Origin of the sequence: Halosegnis rubeus (genome assembly GCF_009184545.1) — an archaeon.
Classification (GTDB): Archaea; Halobacteriota; Halobacteria; order Halobacteriales; family Haloarculaceae; genus Halosegnis; species Halosegnis rubeus.
The window spans coordinates 174,683-196,596 of sequence record NZ_QJOW01000001.1; the positions used below are offsets into that span (position 1 = coordinate 174,683).

The window sequence follows — 21,914 nt, forward strand, 5'->3', positions numbered from 1 at the left end:
GCTACAGTTTGAGATTGGAGTTCTCGCCGACGACGAGTCGGTTCCCCTCCGGAAGGAGTCCGTCGGCGCTCGCGATGTTCGCGCCACGGCCGAGGAGACAGTCGACAAGTCGTGTGTCGGCGGTCAGTTCGCTCTTCCCAACGACGACGCTATTCTCGATGTGTGGTCCGCCGACGGTCGAATCGTCACCGATGGCGGTGTACGGCCCAATATACGAATCTGGACCGACAGTCACGTTCTCACCAAGTCGAACTGGGCCGCGAATCACGGCTCCAGCTTTGATAGTCGTGCCAGTGCCGATATCCACTCGACCGGTCAGGTCGGCCTCCGGATGGACCTCACCATCGTTCGTCGCCTCGATATCTTCAAGTACGAGCCGATTCGCACCGATGATGTCCTCCGGTTTGCCGGTATCCTTCCACCAGCCGTCGACGACGTGTGAGTCAATGGCGTGGCCGTCCTCAATGAGCGACTGGATGGCGTCGGTGATTTCCAGCTCGCCGCGCCACGACGGCTCCAGTTCGTCGATTGCGTCGAAGATGGCCGATGAGAACAGATACACGCCGACAAGCGCGAGGTCCGTTGGTGGCTCGTCGGGCTTCTCGATAAGTTCCGTGACGGTTCTCTCGCCGTCCACATTTGCGATACCGAACTGTCGGGGCGTGTCGACATGCTGGAGCGCGATACTCGCGGCGTATTCGCCCGTCTCATACCGTTCGACCATCTCCGTCAGTCCGCGCTTGAAGATATTGTCCCCAAGATACATCACAAAGTCGTCGTCGCCGACGAAATCACGCGCACAGGCGGCAGCATGGGCAAGACCCAAGGGCTCACCTTGGATGATGTAGGTGATATTCACGCCGAATTCTGAGCCGTCGCCGAGGAACGACTGAATCTCCTCGCGACCCTTGTCGCCGAGAACGATTCCGATTTCCGTGATACCGGCCTCGCGGAGATCCTCGATGCCGTACTGAATGACCGGCTTATTCGCTACTGGAACGAGCTGTTTCGGGCCGGTGTGGGTAATCGGTCGGAGTCGTGAGCCGGTTCCGCCGGCAAGTATGAGTCCCTTCATTTGTGTGGTTCAGCGTCCCAATCGAGGGGAATCCGGTCGGTATCGTATGGGATGCGCTCCTCGTCAGGATCCTCGTAGTCGTACAGCTTCGTCGGGAAGTTCAACAACATCGCCTGCTCGTCGCCGAGCACTTTGAAGCCATGCCAGCAGTCACCCGGAATTCGAATCGCTTGCTGCTTGTGCTCGCCGATGACGAACGTGTTCAGTTCGCCCTCGGTCGGGGAGTCTTCTCGTTCGTCGTAGATGCCGATCTTGACGCGACCCTTCGGACAGACGAAGTGGTCGATTTGACCTTCGACGTGTCGGTGCCACGCTCGGACGACGCCCGGATACGATAGGGAGTAGTACGACATCGCCGGGTCAGGGTCATAGATATCCCAGTCTTCACGGAACGTCTCGACGAGGTGGCCGCGCTCGTCGGCGTTGACTTGGAGGTCGCGTGTTTCGACATCTTCAATCATTACTTGATTCAACAGAAAGCGTGCTATTCGTCTTTTCGATGACTATCTGAAGACTCTTGTATCGGCTAACCGACACACCGAACAGATGGATACGCTCGTCTTCGGTCTTGATGGTGGAGAATGGGATGTAATCAATCCTATGATTGAAGACGGGAAGCTACCAAATCTTGAATCACTAATAAGCACCGGCGTCTCAGGCCCACTTAAATCGATTACTCCGCCTGTATCCCCACCAGCATGGAATTCAATTCAGACAGGAACCAACCCTGGGAAACACGGCGTCTTTGACTTTAGTACATTTGATGATGAGTATGTGAGACGGTCAATTAACACGTCTGACCGCCAGTCGACACCATTCTGGCGAGTAATGAACGACTATGATGTCTCTACTGGTCTATTCAAAACACCGTTCACGTATCCCCCCGGTCAAATTTCCGGATTTATAGTAACAGGCTTTCCCACTCCAAGTCGGGCAAATGACTTTGCCAAGCCTGAATCAATTGTCGAACGCGTGGGGCCAGTGCAGGACCTGCTTGAAGACTGGAGTTATCAACAAGCGGGGGACTACGAAGCGTTCAAAAAAGACCTCATACAGGTGGCGAACCACCAGACAGAGGTCTTCCTTGACCTGCTAAATGAATACGACACAGACTTGGCGATGACCGTCTACGATGGTTCGGACCGAATCCAGCACTTCTTCTGGAAATACTTCGACGAATCTCATCCAAGATACGAACCGAATTCACAATTCTCAGGAGCTATAGAGGAGTACTACCAAACTGTAGACGAGGGGTTAGGCCGAATCTTGGAGACAGCTAATCCCCCCTGTGACGTTGTCGTCCTCTCTGATCACGGATTTGGGCCGTTATCGTATGATATTAATATTGATCAGTGGTTAGAAAAAGAGGGATTCTTGACGAGAAAGTCAGATGATAATCCACAGAAGCAAGCTACTGATATCGTAGCTCTCACCCTCAGGGCTAGCTGGGACGCGATCGAGAAAGCGAATATCGCAAACCAGGTGAAATCCATCCTTCCCTCCGCGTGGTTTGAGTTCGGCCAACAACTGCAAGATGATGCCCACCGTGATATCGAGTGGGACCAAACTGAGGCGTTTTTTACCACTCTATCGGGCCAAGCGATCTTTGTCAATTTGGAAGAACGGTTTGTTGATGGTACCGTTCCTCAGGAGGAGTACGAGAAAATCGTCAGTGAACTTCAGGACTCGCTCCTCTCAATGCGTCACCCTCAGACGAATGAGAAGTTGGTGGAAGAAGTTATTCGGAGTGACGAGGTGTTTGAGGGGTGGGCACTTGACGACAGCCCAGACCTCATCATTCGCTCCAAGCCAGAATACACGATGAGTGGCGGTCGATCTAACTCGCTGCTGCGGTCCTCAGCACAGAACGGACACGACCGATCTGGCGACCATCGGACTGATGGTATATTCGTCGCCAGCGGTCCGAGTTTCTCGGAGGGTCATTACGAACAGGCTAGCGTGCTTGATATCGCGCCAACGCTTCTCTATCTGCAAGAATGTCCGGTACCCAGTAGTGTTGACGGAGAGGTTATCAACAGTATATTTACCGATGAGGCCCATTCACAGCGGAGCTTGGACTACACTGACGAATACGGCCGGACGGATACTGAGGGGCGGCAGTGGAACGCAGATGAAGAACAGGAACTGGAAAATCGGTTGAACGATATGGGATATCTCTGATAACACAAATCGGTCGTCGTTGTTGTCTGTTCTGGATGAATCAACGATGAAGAAATGATGCGTTTTGCCGGTTGACTGGGAGGGTTACGACTGAATACCAAACCGCTGGGTTCAACATTTGATGTTGAGTAACAGCAGATGATTACCTGATGGCGACCTATGCTGATGACATCAAACAGCTTGCGGGGGATTCATTGCTCGTTCTCTTCGGGCAGGTTGTCACGGTTGGGGGAGGATTCTTGATACACACGCTTCTGATTAGGAACCTGACTCCTTCGGTATTTGGAATACTCACGCTGGCTCTGACTGTCGTGTCTATTGCGAGCAGTTTTGCTGTGGTTGGGATGAACCAGGCTGTAGCTCGTTTTATTAGCGGGTCAGAGAGTGAGGCGGCAAGCGACTATATTATCATTGCACTTTCGGTGGTTTTCGGTAGTAGCACACTCGTCGCATTTCTAATATGGGGTCTTCGCGAAGAGATTGGACTTTTGTTTTCAACTCCAGAAGTAAAAAATCTCCTTGGGCTGTTTATCGCTTTGATTGCTCTCCGCCCGCTCTCTAACGTGCTCCTAGGTGTTGTGAGAGGTTTTGAGAAGACCAAGTGGAAAATAATTAGCAGTGATATACTTCCATTTCTAATCTCATTTCCTCTAATAGTCTATTTGATTGAACGCGGTGATGTGTTGCTCGGAGCGGTTGTCTTCTACACCGTACAACCCATAGTACGAATCGGATTACTCAGCTTGAATCTGCAGCGTTCGGGAGACTGGCAATTTCGACTGGCTGTTCCCACCCGAAAAAAATATTCAGAGGTCTTCTCGTTTGCTTGGCCACTAGCATTTGAGACGATTGTAGTTGTCTTTATGGGCAGTATAGATATCCTGATGCTGGGATGGTTTCTTGACTCAGCGGAGGTCGGTTACTACAGGTCTATTCAGCCAATCTCAAAGATATTAATATTTTTCCTCCAGGCGCTTACCTTTATTTACTTACCGATTGCAACACGCTATTTTGAACAGGGGAAATTGGAAGAAATAGGTACGATATATAAAGCGTCAACAAGATGGATTACTGTTGCTACTTTTCCACTTCTTGTTTTCTTTGTATTCTTTGGGAAAGAACTTCTACAGGTTCTTTTCTCCTCAGAATATATTGTCGCTTGGCTATCACTTGCTATTCTGTCCGTAGGGATGTATTCTCGAGTTATCACCGGCCCGAACGGCATGACAATCAAGGCGATTAACCGAACGCGTGAGGACCTTCTAGCCTCCGTCAGTGCTCTTGTCACAAATATTAGCCTAAACTTCATGTTAATACCAAGATACGGGATCGCTGGAGCAGCACTCGCTACTGCAATGAGTTACTTGGTTTACAACTGCATCGATTTATATATCGTGTATAAATATGCGAATATTTTCCCTCTCGATACCTCGCTACTGATGCCTTTGATTCCTACTACAATACTCACAATTATATTCACTCAACTCGTCCAAACAAGTGGTTCATCTCTAATCGAGTTGGTCTTGCTAGGTGTTGGGATATCGATTGTACACTTGCTGTCAACTATCCTCACGACCGGCTTTACTCACGAAGACAAAGTTCTACTAAGCAATCTCCGCGGAGGCGACGAGTAATCTATGGGTGGGAGTTCTTTTCACCTACTATATGTGTCCTGTCTGGCATGGGGCTTTGAAACAACATATAAGCGAATCTGGAAATCAAGTGCAATAGTGAGTAACAACGCGGGTACAATTTCGAACGAAAAACAGTCTGACCAGCCAGAGGTAGCTGTTATCATCCTCAATTGGAATAACTATGAGGATACTAAGAGTTGCATAGAATCAAGTTTTAAACAGTCGTACTCAAATCATACTATTTACATCGTTGATAATGGGTCACAAGACGGATCTGGTAGCCGCCTGGCCAGGGAATATCCAGACTGTGAATTCATCCACAATAGCAGTAACTTGGGATTCTCAGCAGGTGTGAACAAGGGTATAATAGCAGCTAAGGATAAATCTGATTATATTTTATTGATGAACAACGATTGCGATTTTAGATATGCCAATTGTCTCCAACAAGCTGTTGACTTAGCTGAAAATCGCTCAGATGCTGGAATCGTAGGGGGGAAAATTTACTACGATAGAACAAAGAAAATTTGGTCTGCGTGTGGCGAAATTGATTGGACACGTGGACGTGGTATACACTATGGACATGATGAACTTGACACCGGTAGATACGACAACATTGAGCAAGTGGGATTTGTCTCTGGGGCTCTAATGCTCATATCTTCCGATGTCGTTGATGACGTTGGTCTACTACCTGAAGAATACTTCTTTGGCGCAGAAGAGTGGGACTACTCAGTACAGGTAAATCGGAGTGAGTATAATCTCTACCGCTGTCCAGGATTTGTTGTTGATCACGAGGTTGGAGCAAGTCACAAAACGTTTGACCAGCGTTTTATATACAATACCTATCGAAACAAATTGTTATTCCAACGTAGAAATCTCCCGAAGTACTATTGGGCCATTTGGTATCTCATATTTCGGGTATACAGTTTGACACTCCTCCGACGTAAGCTTAAACAACGCATCAAGCAATCTGACGAATCTGCAGACGTATCGGAGGTAATGAATGCAGTTAATACCGCAATTAAAGATGATAATCCCACGTCACCAAGTGTGAAAAAAGAAGATGTTGAACAGTTTGGGTCTCTCAGATAAATGAAGATAGATACACCGCGTAGCAATCAAATAAAGGGCCTGAAAATACTAGATTTTATTTATTTATTGCTCCCAATTATTCTTGTCTTTTCAGTCGAAGTTCCAATCCCCGTCTCTGGCCTGTCCTATGTTTCGATTAACTCAGAGGATCTTGCTATTGCGGTATTAGTAGCTATAACAGCTGGTTACACTCTCTTGGAAAGATCGTATAAGATTGATATCCTGACTCCACAGGTTGCGTGCGCCTTGCTCGCCAGTACGTTATGGATTATCACCTCTGTGACTGTGGCAGCTCTTCGGACACAAGGATCCATACTCGGCAGCACACTGTGGATGCTAAAGTGGATAGAAGATATCATGTTGTTTTTTGTATTATCAAAGACTATTACAAAAAATCGTGCAAAAATTGCACTCCATTCACTAATCTTCGCTGGCACGCTGCTCGGACTAATCGTACTTGTGCTCGGTGTCTCTGGAGCATACCGGCCACGGATCTTTTTTGGAAATCCAAATACTCTCTCTGCGTTTTTATTATTTCCAACAGGTATCTGGATTTCAAAAGCGGCTAATGTTGGGGCCTTCCGTGCGGCTGGTTCTGTCACACTTGCAGCAGCTCTCAGTATCGCAATTGCGGTCACTGGCTCTCGATCTGGATTGCTTGGCTTATTTGTTGTTGTGCTGGTTTCTATATTCTTAAACCGTAATAAATTGGGCTTTCGGGATTGGATGGGGATAGCTACAACGTCAGTAGGTGCAATTTTTGCAGGATTTATAATTGCTGATAAAACCACTGTTCAGAGGTTAACGGGGTGGGTTGAATATGAATCCGGAACCCTCTCACTCACAAACACTGTAGCAGCACGAAGTTTTCAGATTCGACTGGAATTGATACAAAAAGCAATTCGGCTCTTTCGAGAGTATCCCATCTTTGGTCACGGGTGGTACGCTTCCCCTACTAGAGTTGGTCCACTAGACGTGCACTACACGACACTGTTAGCTGAGATTGGATTTATAGGACTATGTTTGTTCGTGTGGATGTATAGTACCTTCCTCCGGGTTTGGATACGAGCTCTCGTGGCCGGAGGATCTACTGTTGCATTTGGGGCCACTGCTTGGTATTGCGGGCTTCTTACCCAGAGTATTGGAGGTAACTTCCCACGTACCCCTCATCTTATGTTTATAACTATACTCTTACTTGTATGTGTAGCTGGTGATACGATTGGCAAAGCGACCAATTGAATATTACTCCCAAATAAAATCCATATATGCCGCAAACTGAAAATGACTCTTGTCACGTCGTTTTTGTCACTCTTGTCGATCCAACTGGGGCTTCTGGCCAGAATATTTATTCTCGGGAAATAGCAGTTGCCCTCTCAAAGCGAAATGATATTTCACTTAGCTTGATATGCCCTAAGCCTGCGAATGAACTGCCACCTCCCCTGCGAAGTTCAAAACTGACAACTAAGTTCCTACCAACGAAACAACCACGTTCAATTCGGTGGCACGCAGCAAGCCAGAAACCACTATATGATGCTCTCACAGCTATACACCAGAAATGTAAAATCGATGGCATAGTCACAACACTAAAACCTTCACTTATAACTCCTCCAATATTTTCTCGAAAGAATTCAATCAAACAAATATTACTTGTTGAGGGAATGATGTCTCGTAATATCCGAGAGATGAATCCTTTTCCGGGATCTAGCACACTTGCCAACGTCATAACGACTGTTAACGCAAGCACAAGTTACCACATATACACGGCTTATACTGAGGCACAGGAATGGGTTCAATCTCTGCCGTTTGTAACCAAGGATAAAGTGTCTATATTTCACCACGGAGTTAACACTGATGAGATGGATTCGATGTCAATATCAGATGCGAGAAATCAGATTGATGTTAACCTACAGCCCAATCACTTTATACTCGGATTTGTTGGGAGTTTCAAATCATACCATCGTCTGGACTTACTCGTTGATGCTGCTGCATCGCTTCGTTCGAAAGGTTGTCCCGTTCACCTCCTGTTTATAGGCACGGGGCCGCAGCTCGATGCTATCAATAAGCGCTGTGCCGACCGTGGTATCAAAGATTCTGTTACATTTACTGGATTTGTCGAACATGAATTAATAAACCAATACATATGTGCCTGCAATGCGCTCTACGGTGTGGTTGACCCCGACCATTGGGGTAGCCCTATGAAAGTATATGAGTACTTAGCCTGTGGGCGACCTGTTATCGCGTTCAATTCTGACGAATTGAAATTCATAGAAACCCAAGATATGGGTTCACTTGTTTCAGAAATGTCGGTAAACAATGTCGTTCAGGCGACGGAAAAAATAATTAACCACAGCAAAGAGAAACGACTAGATATGGGCGCTAACGGACGAGAATACATCGTAAATCATAGGACCTGGGATGCTTTGGCAGACCGTATCGTAGGTCGTTTACGCGGCGATGAAATACAAGCGGTTACCAACAACTAATATGACTGATTTGATAATTCTTGGGCTTGATGGTGCAACGTGGGATTTAGTTGATGAGCTGATTGAAGCAGGCAGACTTCCGAATATTGAGTCGCTACGTAAACAAGGAGTGGATGGAACACTAGAGAGCACATTTCCTCCAATCACTGGTCCTGCATGGCTTTCCATGGCTACAGGAATGAATCCCGGCAAAACAGGAGTCTTCTACTTTCAGAATCGCACCGACCCCGACTCGTTTGAGTTTAAAACTCTCGGATCAGATGCTTTCCAGGGAAAAGCTATCTGGGACATTCTAAATAGCCGTGGTCACTCCGTTGGTATATTTAATTACCCAATGTTCTATCCTCCGTACGATATTGATGGCTTTGCAGTAAGTGGTTTGGGATCTCCTGAAGACGACACAATTACATACCCTTCTAGTTTAAAGAGTGAACTTGACGAAGTTTCTGATGAGTATGTGGTTAAAGTTCCATATGCGGACCCAAAGTATAGTAATCGTCCCGAGGCCTTACTCGAAGACCTCTTGGAGATAGTTGAAAAACGAGAAGCTGCCATCGAATACCTCCTCGACTCAAAAAACCCTGATGTGTTTACAGGTGTAATCAGTGCTACTGATTGGGTTCAACACTATTTTTGGCGATATCATGATGAGGAACACATACTGCATGACCCAACAGATCCTCGAAATGATATAGACGCTATTGGCCAGGTTTGGGAGAGAGTTGACCAGACGGTTGGTCGGGTTGCTGAGATTGCTAAAGATGAAGATGCACAACTTCTAATTATTTCGGACCATGGCTTTGGTCCAGTCAATGACACATTCCATTCAAATACCTGGCTAAAAGATGCGGGTTTTACTTTCGAGTCTGATAATTCTTTCTTTCAGCGCATAATGACAAAATACTTCCCCCACCTCCGGCGAATTGGTGAACCCATTGTTAGTGCGATTCCTGAATTAAACAATATTGCTACTTCTCTTGGGAAGAAAATTCGTGGATGTCCCGGCGATGCAATCGATTGGGACCGTAGCGTCGCCTTCGCCCCTCAGCAAAATCTTACATGTGGAATGTTATATATGTTGTCAGAGGACGAGAATGATATTAATTCGGTTCTTAACTCACTCAAATCGCTTGAAGAATCAGAACCAACTGTCGAATCTATTGACGTATATCGGCCTGATGAACTATATCATGGACCTAAGATTGAATTGGCACCTGACATCCTGTTTACAATTAATGAGTTTGGATGTGCTGTTGACCCCCGAGCTGTGAGCGATAGTAGAACATTCTCTGAGGGACCACCGATGGCCGCGAGAAGTGGTGGCCACCGTCGAAATGGCATTTACCTATTTAATGGGCCTCAGAGTACAAAAGGTGATGGAGATAATGCAAAGCTAATTGATATTGCTCCGACCGTTCTATGGGCTTTAGGAGAACCCATTCCCCAGGAGATGGATGGTAACGTGCTGAAGTCTACATTCCATGACTCATTCAGGTCTAACCAGTCTGAACGATATGAGCCACTCTCCTCTATGGTTAACACGTCTGAATCTCATCAACGCAAAGACTCCGAAGCGGCCCAAGAGCGACTTGAGGATCTTGGATATCTGTAAATATGAGTGCTAACAGACCAAATATTGTACTTGTCGTACTTGACACTGCTAGATTTGATGAGGTAATGACCTGTGTTAACGATATTCAGACGACACCATTCCTCCAGACTCTCGCCAACGAGGGAGCTACATATACAACTGCATTCAGTCCGGCACCATGGACACTCCCCTCGCATGCCTCTCTGTTCACCGGCACTTATCCATCACGACACGGTGCCCACGCAGGTCATAAACAACTTAACCACTCCATTCCAACCCTTACTGAGGCCTTCGCTGCTAATGATTACGAAACAGTTGGTGTTTCAAACAATACATGGATTAGTGGCGAATTCGGATTTGAGCGTGGATTTGAAACATTCCATCGAACGTGGCAGTATGTCCAGTCCGATACTGATCTTGGACGAGCAGCACGTACAAACGAGGGAGTTACGAAATACCGCGCCGTTGTCAAGGCGCTAATTGACGGAAATCCGCTTACGAACCTCCTAAATGCATTTTATGGAAAGTTCTTACGTAAGCAACATGACAAGGGCGCTATCCAGACCAATGACTGGATTGAATCATGGCTTAGTGATCGAAATGACGACCCCTTCTTCTTATTCGTTAACTATCTTGAACCCCATTTGGAGTACCGTCCTCCCTCTGAACACGCTAAACAGTTCCTCCCTGACGGAATAAGCTATGATGAGGCGATGGAAATCCCACAGGACGCATGGAGGTATATTGCTAAAAAGACTGTACTTTCAGATGATGAATTGGACTCTCTACGCGCACTGTACCGCGCTGAAATCGCCTATTTAGATGAGCGCCTAAGAGAGCTACGCAGCATTTTACAAAAATCCAATGAGTGGAAGAATACCATCTTTGTAGTCCTTGGTGATCATGGTGAAAATATTGGTGAATTTGGGCTTATGGATCATCAGTATTCATTAGCAGACACCTTGTTGCATGTCCCGCTTGTGATTCATGGTGGACCGTTCAATAATTATGGTCAGATTGACTCCCCAGTACAACTCGTTGATATTCCTGCCACCCTATTGGAATGTGCTGGCATTGATCAGTCTATATTTAACAAATCCATACAAGGTCAATCATTCCACCCGGATTCCGATATGCGTCGAAGTAGGGTATTTGCCGAGTACCTCGCGCCACAACCATCTATGGAGGCACTGGAGCAGCGAGTTGGCAAACTCCCCGCTGGGGTCCGGACATACGATCGATCCCTTCGGACAATTCGCACTGATGAGTGGAAACTCATTCGAGGCTCAGACGGAACCCGCCGACTATACCGAACAGAAGGTGAAGAAACTGATGACAAATCAGAACTATATCCAGATATAGCTGAGCATCTTGAAAACCAACTTGATGAGTGGCTTAACTCGTTTGAACACGCTGATGTGACTGATGATGCTGTTCGAATAAGTAAGGACACAAGAAACCGACTTGAGGAACTTGGCTATCTACAGTAAATATAAAATAGTCAGTGCCGCTCCCAATTGAATCCCAGAAAAATTTTATCAGATTGTGCGAAAGCTGAAATCAGAAAACCCAAGTGTGTTGTTTCCACAGCTATTGTGTTGGCCATACGACATTCTCACATCTTACATCTAGAATAATAAACTTCTACTTAATAATGTGTATCTTCTTCAGCTGGTAGTGTTCAGATACGCTGATTCCATGCGAAGGCGAACGCTTGAAGCCAATTTTCGACGGTGTCTGCTTCGGCGTGACTGAAACAGTTTGAGAACTGGTTTGTTCGGCGTTTTAGTTCCTGAAAGACACGTTCGAGGCATTCCGATTACCGTGTTTTTCATATCTGTAATCGAGACCGTGTCGATGGAGTGCTGCTTGCAGCCACGGTGCAGAATCGACGAGGAAGAGCGCATCATCGACGAGATGTTTCTCGCGGAGTTCCGCAAGGAACATCTCGGTTATCGCTTGATTTCTCGTCGGAGAGAGCTTCACATGTAGCAAGCGGTTTGTCTCGGAATCGACTGCAGCGTACAGCCAGAATCGTTCATCGTTGAGCTGGATCATGGTTTCGTCGACTGCAACGTGATCCGGGTCGGCACCATCTGTTGGCTGTAGATCGGCTTTCTGTACCCAGTTGTGGACGGTGGATCGACAACGCTCGACACCCAAACTATCAAGAATCGAGATGATATTCGAAAGTGATAGTCCAGCCAAATGGAGTCGAATACGAACTTCATCGCTGGTTCGGGTGTCGCCTCTCGCTCCACAAATTCTAACTCGAAGCGGTCGCTATCGCCGTTGAGGCGGGCGGTTTCGAGCATAGCCACTCAACAATCGTACCGCCTCATCCTTGATCCTTATCTGAACACCGCCCTTCAGCTTCTTCCACAACTCTATATAAATGCGATGTCGTCAGTTCAACTGTAGAGTCCCAATTATAATGCCCCTCAATTGCTGATCGTGGAGAGGATGGTGTCTCGACAAGTACTTGTTTAATCGAAGTACTATAGCCGCTGATATTCCCTACTGTCACTGTCTCTCCCACATCATCAACGAGCGGTGCGACGTGTTCAAGGTCGCTCACGACGGCCGGGACCCCTGAAGCGAGGGCTTCCAACACCGTTCGTGGAAGACCCTCCGCTCTGGATGGTAGTATAAGCGCGTCTGCGCCACGATACACTGCCGGCATCTCGTCGTACGCGACATGACCGAGGAAGGTAACTGCTTCTCCCATCCCACGGGCCGCTACCAGATCTTCCAGTCCCTCCTGCAGTGGGCCATCGCCACATACCACGAGATGGGCATCCGGCATATCCGCTCGGAGTTGGTCAACTGCGGCAACAGCGTCGCGTGGACGTTTCCCTTCAACGAGCCGTCCGACAAACAGTATCACCGGTCCGTCGCCGGTTGGTAGACGCTCGCTCACCGGACCATCTGGGGTAAATCGTGTTGTATCGATACCATTGTGGACAACCTCGATTGGGGCTGTGACGCCAATCCCCCGCAGGCGGTCTCGGTCGGCTTCGGTATAGCAAAACGCTACCGACGCTCGATTAAACGTCCAGCGTCCAAGCGTCCGAAGGTAGGCGTCGAAGACCACCTTTGGAGCGGTTTGTGAGTAGAGTCCGTGGTTGGTCACGGCCAGTGGTACGTCGGAAAATCGGGTGGCTAGTGCCGCGAGATTCGTCGAGAAGTATAGGTGTGAGTGGGCGTGGACAACATCGTACTGCCCCGAGCTGACGGCATCAACTAGGAAGCGCCCGACACCGGTCGAAAGCTCGTTTCCGAGTGGCGACGCTGATGCCGGCCGCCGAACGACACGGTACCCATCGCGAGTTTCCTCGCTGTGGGGTCCCACAGTCAACACCGTCACGTCATGTCCCATCGCCGCTTGGTCGCGGCTCATCGCGTGAACATGATAAGGACCGCCACCAGTCACGTCAGGGTAGAGCTTCTGTGCGACGCGAAGAATACGCATTCACAGAGGTATGGCGTCGCCGACGGTATCAACGCCCCGGTTTTCCTTACACGACACACAGGTCAGACTACCAGACTATTTTGACAACATCGCCCGCAACATCTCACAGCTGTCGCACAACGAGCTTCAGGTCGAACCAGAACGACTGTCGTCGGATATGCTCCACACCGTACCGAAGCTTCACGTCGGTGTCAAGACTCGATGTACCATTCACTTGTGCGAGGCCTGTCAATCCCGGCTTGACGAACCACCGCTTTCGCCAGTCGGTGGTGTCCGACTCGATGTGCGACTCCTCGTCGGTCCAGACCGCCCGCGGTCCGACGACGCTCACCTCGCCTCGGAAGATGCCAACAGCTGTGGGAGTTCGTCCAGGTGCGTCTGTCGGATGAATTCTCCCCCGCGATTGATCCGGTCGTTCGAGTTATCACTCTTGGCCTGCTGTCGTCACTCGTCGTCGGTCGCATTGACCGGAACTTGTACACGTCGAAGGTGTCCCCCAACGCTGCCGTCCGCTCCTGTGTATGGAACATACTTCCGTAATCCTCCAGTTTCATTGCGACAGTAATCACGAGCATAACCGGCGACAAGACGAGTAGTCCGCCCCCAGCGAACACAGCACACGGCATGACGCCCAGAGCCGAATGGCACCGGATTTACACACAAGTCGGACTTACTGTGGTTGACAGACTCGGTATACTGAAGTAGGGATAACATAAGATAGCGATATGAGTAGTTCGGTGAATGTGTTCGGACTAAGAGAATGAGTTTGTTAAGAGATCCTTCGGACTATCTGCCAATCGTTCCAGGGCTCGTCTTTGCAGTGTTGGTTTTTACCATATATACAATCACACATAGTTACCCGACTACGCACGCTGGACTATACTTCACTATCGCGGAAGAAATATCAAATAACGGATACTTGCTCCCAGAGACGATTCCGTATTACACCGCCGATGGCGTCCCGTTTGCGTATCCGCCGTTAATGTTCTACGTTATAGCCTTGCTAACGGATATCGGACTTAGTCAAATCTTTTTGATGCAATTTGTACCAGGTCTGGTCATGGTACTTTGTGTTGTGCCATTTTATCTAATCGCTAGCGAACTACTGCAGTCAAAAATTCATGCTGGTTTTGCCGCATCACTTTACGCGCTAGCATCACATACTTTTGTCACGTATCTTGGCTCGGGCGGAATCGTTCGTGGTCCAGCTGTGTTATTTTTCTTATGTGGAACCTACGCTGCAATCCAAGTGTTCATGAATGATGACCGGCGATGGCTTGTTCCGGCAGGTATTATATTCGGAGCGACGTTACTTACACATCCGAGCCACGCGGTCCGTCTTGGTCTAACATATGTACTACTGTTTGCCGTTTTTGAACAGTCAATTGATGGTTTTGTTGAGGGGATAAGCACCGCTGTAATCGGCTTTGGAATTGCCGCCCCTTGGCTAGTTGCGGTCATCTCAATGCATGGTTGGAGTCCGTTTATTGCTGCCTTTGGCACATTCCAAGAGTTCAGCAGCCAAGCAGGGTTAGGTGCCTTCATCAATAACGTAGCAGCCTATCAGGGTGCGTTCGGGCAACCAACTACCAGCGCACCCACTGGCCAGATAATTTGGTACGTAACAATACTTGGAAGCGTTCATCTTGTCGCCAAGCGCCGATTATTTCTCCCACTTTGGTTCCTGTTAACCGGCGTGGTCGGAGCTGCAGTGAATCTGGCGCTCTATGCACAGACGATGATTGCTGCAGTATTCTTCCTTGACGCATTCAGTAGTATCCCTGAATTTCTCCAATCCAGAAAGGTATCATATGAGTCAATCATTCTGGTACTATTCGTATGTTCGATTATTGTTCCGACGGCGGCTTTCAGTATGAATACAGCAGTCGATATGCGTGAGACTCTCTCCGATGACTCAATGGAGGCTATGGAGTGGGTAAGTGAAAATACAGAGTCCGACGCGACATTCATAGTTACTGGAGGTACCGGTGAATGGTTCCCGCTATTCACTGGACGTACCATTCTGATCTCAAGATGGGGCGCGGAGTGGGACGGCCCTGACGAATACCGAAATCAAAATCAGATGTGGTCAAGAGTAAATTCCTGCCAGACAGCAGATTGCCTGCAAGAACTGATGCAATCTAATAACCTACAACCAGATTATATCGTAGTCAGTGAAGAAAGTTTACGAGAGTCGTTGTCAGAAAGTGAGCAATTCAACCAGAGGTATACAACCTCAGAGATAGTTGTTTATAAAACAGTCGGGTTATAGAAGCATACTGGGGGGCTTATGTGTTATTATATCGATATAATCCGATATGACACAAGGGGGTACGAAGACCGTGGCACTCTGATCCGAGTAAGATGGAGTTTCCATTGTCTCGACAGCGTGAAGTAGAGTAGCGGCTGCGTGTATTTTGGCATTACACGAAGTCCTGTTCGAGCCAGGCGACAATCGACGCTGATTCAAAATCCCTCATCTTGTAGTAATGCTGATCGGGCACGGTTGTCTTTAGTGTGGACACCTTGTCATTAGTGGACAGATCCTTGGTTTGGTCTACTGTGGTCTCCCTAGAGGCTGTTTCAGAGATATAGATATGCGAATTTATCGCCGAGCCAGTCGCTCCAATCCGAACTGGACTTTCTTTGGACCGCCTGATGTGTTCTGATAGAACGTATTGTAATTTCTTGAGGCAGTGACATCTGAAACAGCAGAGATGGATGTCCTCCCACCACCGCTAGCTGTTGACTGTCCGATCTCGAAGTACCTCAAAGTCGCCAGCTCTGATATAATTCCCGAACGATCTGAGCGAGTCTCGAAGTGCTGTAATCCGAATACCACGGCTTTTGATATCCTGAATCAAGTACCGAACGCGGGTCGTATCGCCTGGCTCGTGGCTGAACACGATTCCCAACCCCGTATTGCTGGCAATCGTATCAAGCCACGACTGAAGATTCGTTCGGAAAACCTGGTCACTCTCGAAATTCTGTCCGGAAAGCCCAAGTTCTGTGATTGGCGTCGTATTCAAATTGTCAGAACCACCAACCCGAGCAGCATTATACCACTGACTCACCCAATGACGGCCCCGCTGATTGGGCCCGTCCTGACCATTGGGATAGATGTAGTTTGAGACTGTGACGCCGTACTTAGTCAGGTCCTTTTGCATTTCTGTAGCTCTTTCCGGGCGCCGCGCTCTGATAGCATGAATGTCGCACTAATCAAGTAGCTATTCGATACCGCCATCCTCCGGTCATTGTTGACCCTCGGTTACTATCCCCAATAAGTGCAACCCCTACGACGCCCGAACAAGCGGCTCGTACCACTCGCGGTTGGCACGGTACCAGTCGATGAACTGTGCGACGCCCTCGCGGATGTCGTACGTCGGTTCGTAGTCCAGCCGGTCACGCGCTCGGTCGACGGATGCGTGGGTGTGTTCTGCATCCGCCGCGTGGCGGTCGTCGAACTCGAACTCTAGTTCGGGGTCAACCTCGTCACGAATTGCTCCTGCCAACTCGCGAATCTCGATGTTGTCGGTAGAGCCGATGTTCACGGCTTCACCGTCTGCGACATCCGTCTCCAACAGTGCGAGGTTCGCTGAGACCACATCATCAATGTAGGTGAAGTCGCGAGTCTGTGTTCCGTCGCCGTAGATAACCGGCGATTCTCCGTTCATACATCGAGAGACGAAGTTCGTGATAGCCATGTTCGGCCGCATTCGTGGGCCGTACACGGTGAAATAGCGAAGTGCGACGAACGAGAGGTCGTACACCTCGGAGTACGAACAACCGTATCGCTCAGCGGCAAGCTTTGAGGCACCGTACGGTGAGACTGGCGTCGTCGGGTGCTGTTCGTCGTAGGGAAGATACTCCGGCTTCCCGTACACCGACGACGACGAGGCATAGACAATACGCTTCACGTCATTCTCACGGGCTGTATCAAGGATATTCAACGTTCCTTCGACGTTCACCTCGTCGTAGACACGTGGCTCAGCGACGCTGTCGCGAACGCCAGCCCGCCCGGCCTGATGATAAATGAACTCCGCCTCCCCGACGAGTGTCTCGACGGTCGCCTCGTCGCGAACGTCTCCCTCGACGAACTCATAGCTACCGTCGGAGCCAGTGGCTGTCTCACGACAGGCCTCGATGGTGTGCCGTTTAATCGAGAGGTCGTAGTAGGGATGCATCATGTCAACGACAGTCACGTCGTGTCCCTGTGCCACAAGTTGCTGGCTGATGTTTCCACCGATGAACCCCGCGCCGCCGGTGACGAGTATCTGCATCAGCTCTCGGCCTCTGTCGATTCGGCTGCACCATCTGCATCTTGTAATCGTTCCTCGGCTCGGTCGCGGTCTTCCGGATACCCGATATCCATCCGCCAGCCGTCCAGCTGAACCGCGTCGATCGTCCGCCCGGAGTGAATCAGCAGATCGATCGCGTCCGAAATCTCGTACTCCCCGCGGTCGGACGGCTGCACCAGATGACACGCATGAAAAATTGCCGGCGAGAAGGTGTAGAAGCCGGTCATCACGAGATTCGACGGCGGGTCGTCGGGCTTCTCCACGACCGCCGTAATCTCGCCGTAGTCGTTCGTGTCACACACCCCGTACCGCGAGGCTTCCTCCCACGGCACCTCCTCGACCAGAAACGCCGCATCGGCGCGGTCCTCCTGCTGGCGGTCGACGACGTCCTGCAGATTCGCCTGGAAGATGTTGTCCCCGAGCATGAGCATGAAGTCGTCGTCGATGTGCTCCTCGACTGTCAGCAGTGCGTGTGCAATCCCTAGTGCTTCCCGCTGGTGACAGTACGTAATTGGGATGCCCTCGTACGCATCCCCATAGCGAGTAATAATCTGCTCTTTCTTGTAGCCGACGACGATGTAGAGCTCAGATGCACCCAGCTCCACCAACTCGTCGAGACAGTACTCCAAAATCGGCTGCCCGTTCACCTCGACGAGGGGCTTCGGTTTGTCGTCGGTGAGGGGCCGCAACCGCGTTCCCTTCCCGGCTGCGATGACGACTGCTTGCATACTCGTGCTCACCGAGCCACCAGTAAAGGGTTTGCCGACTCACCGTCCGTCGCCAGACGCTACGCCCGAATCGTCTCGCCGGCCTGCACCGCAGCCTCGGACACGTCCACGGTCTCACCGCCGATGGTGTACGTGCCCGGATACGGGACCGTCACGCTGTATGCGCCCGTCGCGTTCGTCTGAACTGTCCGTTCGTACGTCGCCTCGAACCCTTCCCCGGAGATGGGAACCGAGAGCTCAATCGTCTCGTTCGCGCCGGCGCTCCCGGTCAGCGTCGCCCCGGAAACGAGCGTGAAGACGCGATATCTGTCGCCCGAGGATTCATACACCGCGCGGAAATGCGCGAGTCCGTCACCGCCGTCAGTCTGGCTTCCGTAGGAACCGAGGCGTGCGCCAATCGACTCCGACGGTGCCCCCGCCGCGTCGCTGGGCGAGAAGACGACGAAGCCGGCCCGCTCGGAGAGGCGGTCGTACCAATCCCCACTACTGTTGCTCGCGAGGAACGGGCCGTAGTTCGACCGCGCGTAGCCGTACGACAGCGAATCCCCGTTCACGAAGTAGTTGTAGACGCGGTTGTAGCTCCACGCGCTGAACACGTACTCCGGTCGCTCCTCCCACTCGGGCTGGGCGGCCTGCTCGGCCATCCAGTCGGCGGTCTCATAGCGTTCGGGCGGCGTCGTCAGTTGATTTGTCTTTATCGGCACCTGCAGCATGCCGAGCCCGCCCACCAGCAGAAACACAGCAACGATTGCACCGGCCTGCTGGCGGTTCGGGAGTGCGATGGAGTCGCGAATGTCCGGCACAGGCGGGCGAACGGCGTCCACGCGCTCGACGATGAAGACGAACGCCAGTCCGGCGAAGATTGCGGCGAAGGTGGCGAACTCGCCGACGAACCGCACCTGAATCAGCGCGAGGATGAGGAAGCTCCACCCGTAGACGACGGGAACGAGCCAGCGTTCCTCCTCGCGCGCTCGCACTGTCGCCCACACCAGCGCCGGCAGCGCGAGAAAGAGCGCGAAGCCGAGCAGCAGGAGCCACCCCTGTGCGTCCGAAAACAGCCCCGCAGTCTCGGCAATCGAATCACTCCGGAACAGCGACCCGCTCGCCCGCGCCCGAAGCGTCTGCCAGATATCCGGGAACAGGACCACTGCGCCGACGAGCCCCGTGATACCACTCGCGAGTACGGCTCCGACGGCGAGCCGCGGGTCCGGTCGAACACGAGCGACGGCCTCGGTTACGACGAACACGCCCGCGACACCTGCAAACAGCAGCGCGGGTGCCGTCGCCACGACGGTCGTATGCCAGCCGAGCGTCGTGTGGCCGAGCCAGACCAGCCCCGCCCCACCGAGCAGCCCTGCGAGAATCGGTCCACCAGCGACGAGCGGCGAGGTCCCCTCGCGGACCCAGACGACGGCAAGTCCCACGGCGATGCCCCCGATGGGGACAATCAGGAGTGGGCCAGCGCTCCACGCGAGCACCTGGCCGCCAACGCCAAGAGCCAGCCCCACGACGCCGAGCGCGGTCGCCCGCGAGCGCACGTCATTCGTGACGAGCGTGACCAACGAGAGGGCCGTCACGCCGAGCCACGGATAATCGAAGGCGTGGTGGTCGGCGAAGCCGAGACTCGTCCGCATCGCGTGGCCTGGCAGGACGGCAAGAAAGACGACGGCCGCGAGCGCAACCCGGGTGTCGTCGGTCACACGCTTCGTGAGCAGATACACGAGCAGGCCCGACAGCACCGCCGAGACAATCGGATACCACGCGAGTATCTGTCCGGTCGCCCCTGCACCACCACCCATCAGCGAGGCGAGCAGCCACATCGTCGCGACGTAGAGTGGCTCACCCAGCGAGACCGTCCGCGGGAGCGTCGACAGCGTCAGGTCGGGCGTCGCGAGCAGCTGCTCGACCCAGTAGCGGTAGTAGTAGGGGTCGTTCGCAGACAACACGACCGCGCCCTCCTGAAACACCGGACCGAACGCGAAGACGATACGAAAGAGCGCGACGAGCGCGAGCGCCCCAGCGAGTGCACCCGCGACGCGTCGATTTGGGCGCGGCAGCGACCACTCGCGGTCGCTCTCTGTTTCCTGCTCAACTTCACCGGCCAATCCGGCCTGCACCGCCTCGCGGTCGGCGACGCGATAGCCGTCGTCGACTTCCTCGACGATGCCCGCCCCGACGATTTCGCCGAACGCTCCCGAGTCAATGGCGAGGTCGTCGAACGTGAACGGTTCCTCCGCGTCGAGCGTCGTCTGAATCGCCGATTCGAGCGCCGGGCGGTCGGCGACGAGGTCGGCGACGCGGCGAGCCGTTACCATACCGTCTCCAACGCAGACGGGCGAATAAATCCAACCACTCTCCGCCGGTCCCAACGCGGTTTTGTGTCTTCGTCTGCCATGACCGATGTGTCCGCCACTACCCCGCGTCGTCTCGTCGCGACCCTCGCCGTCGTCGCCCTCCTCGTGCTCGCCGGCTGTAGCGGGCTCACAGGCTCGTCCGCGACGGCCACACCAAGCCCGTCACCGACCCCGACGGCGACAGGTACACCAACAGCCACGCCGACGTCGACCCCAACCGCGACACCGACAGCCACGCCTGACCCGGCCGACGCTGAACAACTTGCCCCGGGAATCACGACCGCCGGAGTGGTGAACGCCTCCGCGGCCGCGGCCGCCCACGAGGCCCGCGTCGCCGCGACACCCGGCGTGAGTGTGCTCGCGACCAACATGTCGCTTGACGGTGAGCAAGTCACGACCCGCGAGCGAGCCGTCGCAACTGCGAATCTCTCGCGTGTCAACTTTGTGGCCAGCTACACCACCATCGAGGGGACCGACACGACGGAGTTCGTGAGCGCGAACGCGACCACCGTCCGCAACTACGTCGTGGCGAACGAGACGGTCCAACTCGACAGCTATCAAAATCGCACGGAGACCTTCGACAGGGTGATCCGCTCACTCGCTACCGACTCTCGGGTTATCGAACGACTGCTCACCACCGGGGACTTCACCGCTGAATCGGTCACCGTCGACGGCGAGTCGATGGTTCGCCTGACGACCGAGACGTACGCCGGGAGCCAGTACGACCCCGACACCGTCGAGTCATACGAGGCCCGCCTTCTCGTCGGGTCGGACGGGCTTGTCCACTCGGCACGCGAACACCTCGTGGTGACCGACGCAGTCCCACTAGAAACCCGCCAGCGAGCCTACCAGTTCACCGCCGAATCTGTCGACCTGCCGGCGACACTTCGGCTGCCTTCCGAACTCAAGAGTGACACCAACACGACTGGCTGACGGTCTCAGCACCTAAGCGGCGTAAAAAGAACCACACCGGGCTATCATAAACGGCTTTTAGCCACCTTGTCGACGT

The 21,914-nt window shown here is 51.8% G+C and carries 15 protein-coding genes and 2 pseudogenes; 9 read left to right on the forward strand and 8 right to left on the reverse strand.

The window, feature by feature from the left end:
* Position 1 precedes the first annotated feature (1 nt).
* On the reverse strand, positions 2 to 1,075 hold the full coding sequence (locus DMP03_RS00975) for a glucose-1-phosphate thymidylyltransferase (RefSeq protein WP_152118873.1): 1,074 nt from the start codon (positions 1,073 to 1,075) through the stop codon (positions 2 to 4).
* The gene (locus DMP03_RS00980) at positions 1,072 to 1,536 is read right to left on the reverse strand and encodes a dTDP-4-dehydrorhamnose 3,5-epimerase family protein (protein ID WP_152118874.1); all 465 of its coding nucleotides are present in this window, start codon (positions 1,534 to 1,536) and stop codon (positions 1,072 to 1,074) included. Before DMP03_RS00980 ends, DMP03_RS00975 begins: the two co-directional genes overlap by 4 nt.
* 85 nt (positions 1,537 to 1,621) lie before the next feature.
* Between DMP03_RS00980 and DMP03_RS00985 the strand changes: the two genes are divergently transcribed.
* From DMP03_RS00985 to DMP03_RS01015, 7 genes are all read left to right on the forward strand, one after another.
* Complete coding sequence (locus tag DMP03_RS00985) at positions 1,622 to 3,256, forward strand: alkaline phosphatase family protein (RefSeq protein ID WP_152118875.1); 1,635 nt, start codon at positions 1,622 to 1,624, stop codon at positions 3,254 to 3,256.
* Between the two features lie 149 nt (positions 3,257 to 3,405).
* A complete protein-coding gene (locus DMP03_RS00990; protein ID WP_152118876.1) occupies positions 3,406 to 4,890 on the forward strand; it encodes a flippase in 1,485 nt (494 codons plus the stop codon).
* A gap of 96 nt (positions 4,891 to 4,986) precedes the next feature.
* Positions 4,987 to 5,979, forward strand: coding sequence for a glycosyltransferase family 2 protein (locus DMP03_RS00995; protein WP_172967029.1), 993 nt, complete (start codon positions 4,987 to 4,989; stop codon positions 5,977 to 5,979).
* Positions 5,980 to 7,218: an O-antigen ligase family protein gene (locus DMP03_RS01000; protein ID WP_152118878.1), complete on the forward strand. Its 1,239-nt coding sequence runs from the start codon at positions 5,980 to 5,982 to the stop codon at positions 7,216 to 7,218.
* A 26-nt stretch (positions 7,219 to 7,244) separates the two neighbouring features.
* A complete protein-coding gene (locus DMP03_RS14510) occupies positions 7,245 to 8,462 on the forward strand; it encodes a glycosyltransferase family 4 protein (protein ID WP_152118879.1) in 1,218 nt (405 codons plus the stop codon).
* Position 8,463: 1 nt separating this feature from the next.
* Positions 8,464 to 10,074: an alkaline phosphatase family protein gene (locus DMP03_RS01010; RefSeq protein ID WP_152118880.1), complete on the forward strand. Its 1,611-nt coding sequence runs from the start codon at positions 8,464 to 8,466 to the stop codon at positions 10,072 to 10,074.
* 2 nt (positions 10,075 to 10,076) lie between these two features.
* On the forward strand, positions 10,077 to 11,543 hold the full coding sequence (locus DMP03_RS01015) for a sulfatase (protein WP_152118881.1): 1,467 nt from the start codon (positions 10,077 to 10,079) through the stop codon (positions 11,541 to 11,543).
* Between the two features lie 191 nt (positions 11,544 to 11,734).
* On the opposite strand, the pseudogene DMP03_RS01020 reads toward DMP03_RS01015, so the two are convergent.
* The 3 genes and pseudogenes from DMP03_RS01020 to DMP03_RS14870 form a co-directional block, all read right to left on the reverse strand.
* A pseudogene (locus DMP03_RS01020) lies at positions 11,735 to 12,368 on the reverse strand (IS6 family transposase).
* Between the two features lie 23 nt (positions 12,369 to 12,391).
* The gene (locus tag DMP03_RS01025) at positions 12,392 to 13,525 is read right to left on the reverse strand and encodes a glycosyltransferase family 4 protein (protein ID WP_152118882.1); all 1,134 of its coding nucleotides are present in this window, start codon (positions 13,523 to 13,525) and stop codon (positions 12,392 to 12,394) included.
* A gap of 103 nt (positions 13,526 to 13,628) precedes the next feature.
* Positions 13,629 to 14,151 (reverse strand): annotated as a pseudogene (locus tag DMP03_RS14870) (sugar transferase).
* A 356-nt stretch (positions 14,152 to 14,507) separates the two neighbouring features.
* Between DMP03_RS14870 and DMP03_RS01035 the strand changes: the two are divergent.
* A complete protein-coding gene (locus DMP03_RS01035; protein ID WP_172967031.1) occupies positions 14,508 to 15,797 on the forward strand; it encodes a glycosyltransferase family 39 protein in 1,290 nt (429 codons plus the stop codon).
* A gap of 1,021 nt (positions 15,798 to 16,818) precedes the next feature.
* On the opposite strand, the gene DMP03_RS01040 is transcribed toward DMP03_RS01035, so the two are convergent.
* Genes DMP03_RS01040 through DMP03_RS01050 form a run of 3 tightly spaced genes read right to left on the reverse strand, consistent with a single transcriptional unit; the run spans position 16,819 to position 20,866 of the window.
* Entirely contained in the window at positions 16,819 to 17,805 is a 987-nt protein-coding gene (locus DMP03_RS01040; protein ID WP_152118884.1) for an NAD-dependent epimerase/dehydratase family protein, read from the reverse strand.
* Complete coding sequence (gene aglF / locus DMP03_RS01045; RefSeq protein ID WP_152118885.1) at positions 17,805 to 18,551, reverse strand: UTP--glucose-1-phosphate uridylyltransferase AglF; 747 nt, start codon at positions 18,549 to 18,551, stop codon at positions 17,805 to 17,807. The genes DMP03_RS01040 and aglF overlap by 1 nt, the downstream gene beginning before the upstream one ends.
* Positions 18,552 to 18,610: 59 nt before the next feature.
* Positions 18,611 to 20,866 (reverse strand): STT3 domain-containing protein, encoded by a 2,256-nt coding sequence (locus DMP03_RS01050; RefSeq protein WP_152118886.1) that lies wholly within the window; start codon positions 20,864 to 20,866, stop codon positions 18,611 to 18,613.
* Between the two features lie 87 nt (positions 20,867 to 20,953).
* Between DMP03_RS01050 and DMP03_RS01060 the strand changes: the two genes are divergently transcribed.
* Positions 20,954 to 21,838 (forward strand): hypothetical protein, encoded by an 885-nt coding sequence (locus DMP03_RS01060; protein ID WP_172967032.1) that lies wholly within the window; start codon positions 20,954 to 20,956, stop codon positions 21,836 to 21,838.
* Positions 21,839 to 21,914 lie beyond the last annotated feature (76 nt).

What these genes read in the sequence shown, in the direction of transcription:
- DMP03_RS00975 (WP_152118873.1), bottom strand. Translation starts at nt 1,075, where the DNA reads ATGAAGGGACTCATACTTGCCGGCGGAACCGGCTCACGACTCCGACCG.
- DMP03_RS00980 (WP_152118874.1), bottom strand. Translation starts at nt 1,536, where the DNA reads ATGATTGAAGATGTCGAAACACGCGACCTCCAAGTCAACGCCGACGAG.
- DMP03_RS00985 (WP_152118875.1), top strand. Translation starts at nt 1,622, where the DNA reads ATGGATACGCTCGTCTTCGGTCTTGATGGTGGAGAATGGGATGTAATC.
- DMP03_RS00990 (WP_152118876.1), top strand. Translation starts at nt 3,406, where the DNA reads ATGGCGACCTATGCTGATGACATCAAACAGCTTGCGGGGGATTCATTG.
- DMP03_RS01000 (WP_152118878.1), top strand. Translation starts at nt 5,980, where the DNA reads ATGAAGATAGATACACCGCGTAGCAATCAAATAAAGGGCCTGAAAATA.
- DMP03_RS14510 (WP_152118879.1), top strand. Translation starts at nt 7,245, where the DNA reads ATGCCGCAAACTGAAAATGACTCTTGTCACGTCGTTTTTGTCACTCTT.
- DMP03_RS01010 (WP_152118880.1), top strand. Translation starts at nt 8,464, where the DNA reads ATGACTGATTTGATAATTCTTGGGCTTGATGGTGCAACGTGGGATTTA.
- DMP03_RS01015 (WP_152118881.1), top strand. Translation starts at nt 10,077, where the DNA reads ATGAGTGCTAACAGACCAAATATTGTACTTGTCGTACTTGACACTGCT.
- DMP03_RS01025 (WP_152118882.1), bottom strand. Translation starts at nt 13,525, where the DNA reads ATGCGTATTCTTCGCGTCGCACAGAAGCTCTACCCTGACGTGACTGGT.
- DMP03_RS01035 (WP_172967031.1), top strand. Translation starts at nt 14,508, where the DNA reads ATGTTCTACGTTATAGCCTTGCTAACGGATATCGGACTTAGTCAAATC.
- DMP03_RS01040 (WP_152118884.1), bottom strand. Translation starts at nt 17,805, where the DNA reads ATGCAGATACTCGTCACCGGCGGCGCGGGGTTCATCGGTGGAAACATC.
- aglF (WP_152118885.1), bottom strand. Translation starts at nt 18,551, where the DNA reads ATGCAAGCAGTCGTCATCGCAGCCGGGAAGGGAACGCGGTTGCGGCCC.
- DMP03_RS01050 (WP_152118886.1), bottom strand. Translation starts at nt 20,866, where the DNA reads ATGGTAACGGCTCGCCGCGTCGCCGACCTCGTCGCCGACCGCCCGGCG.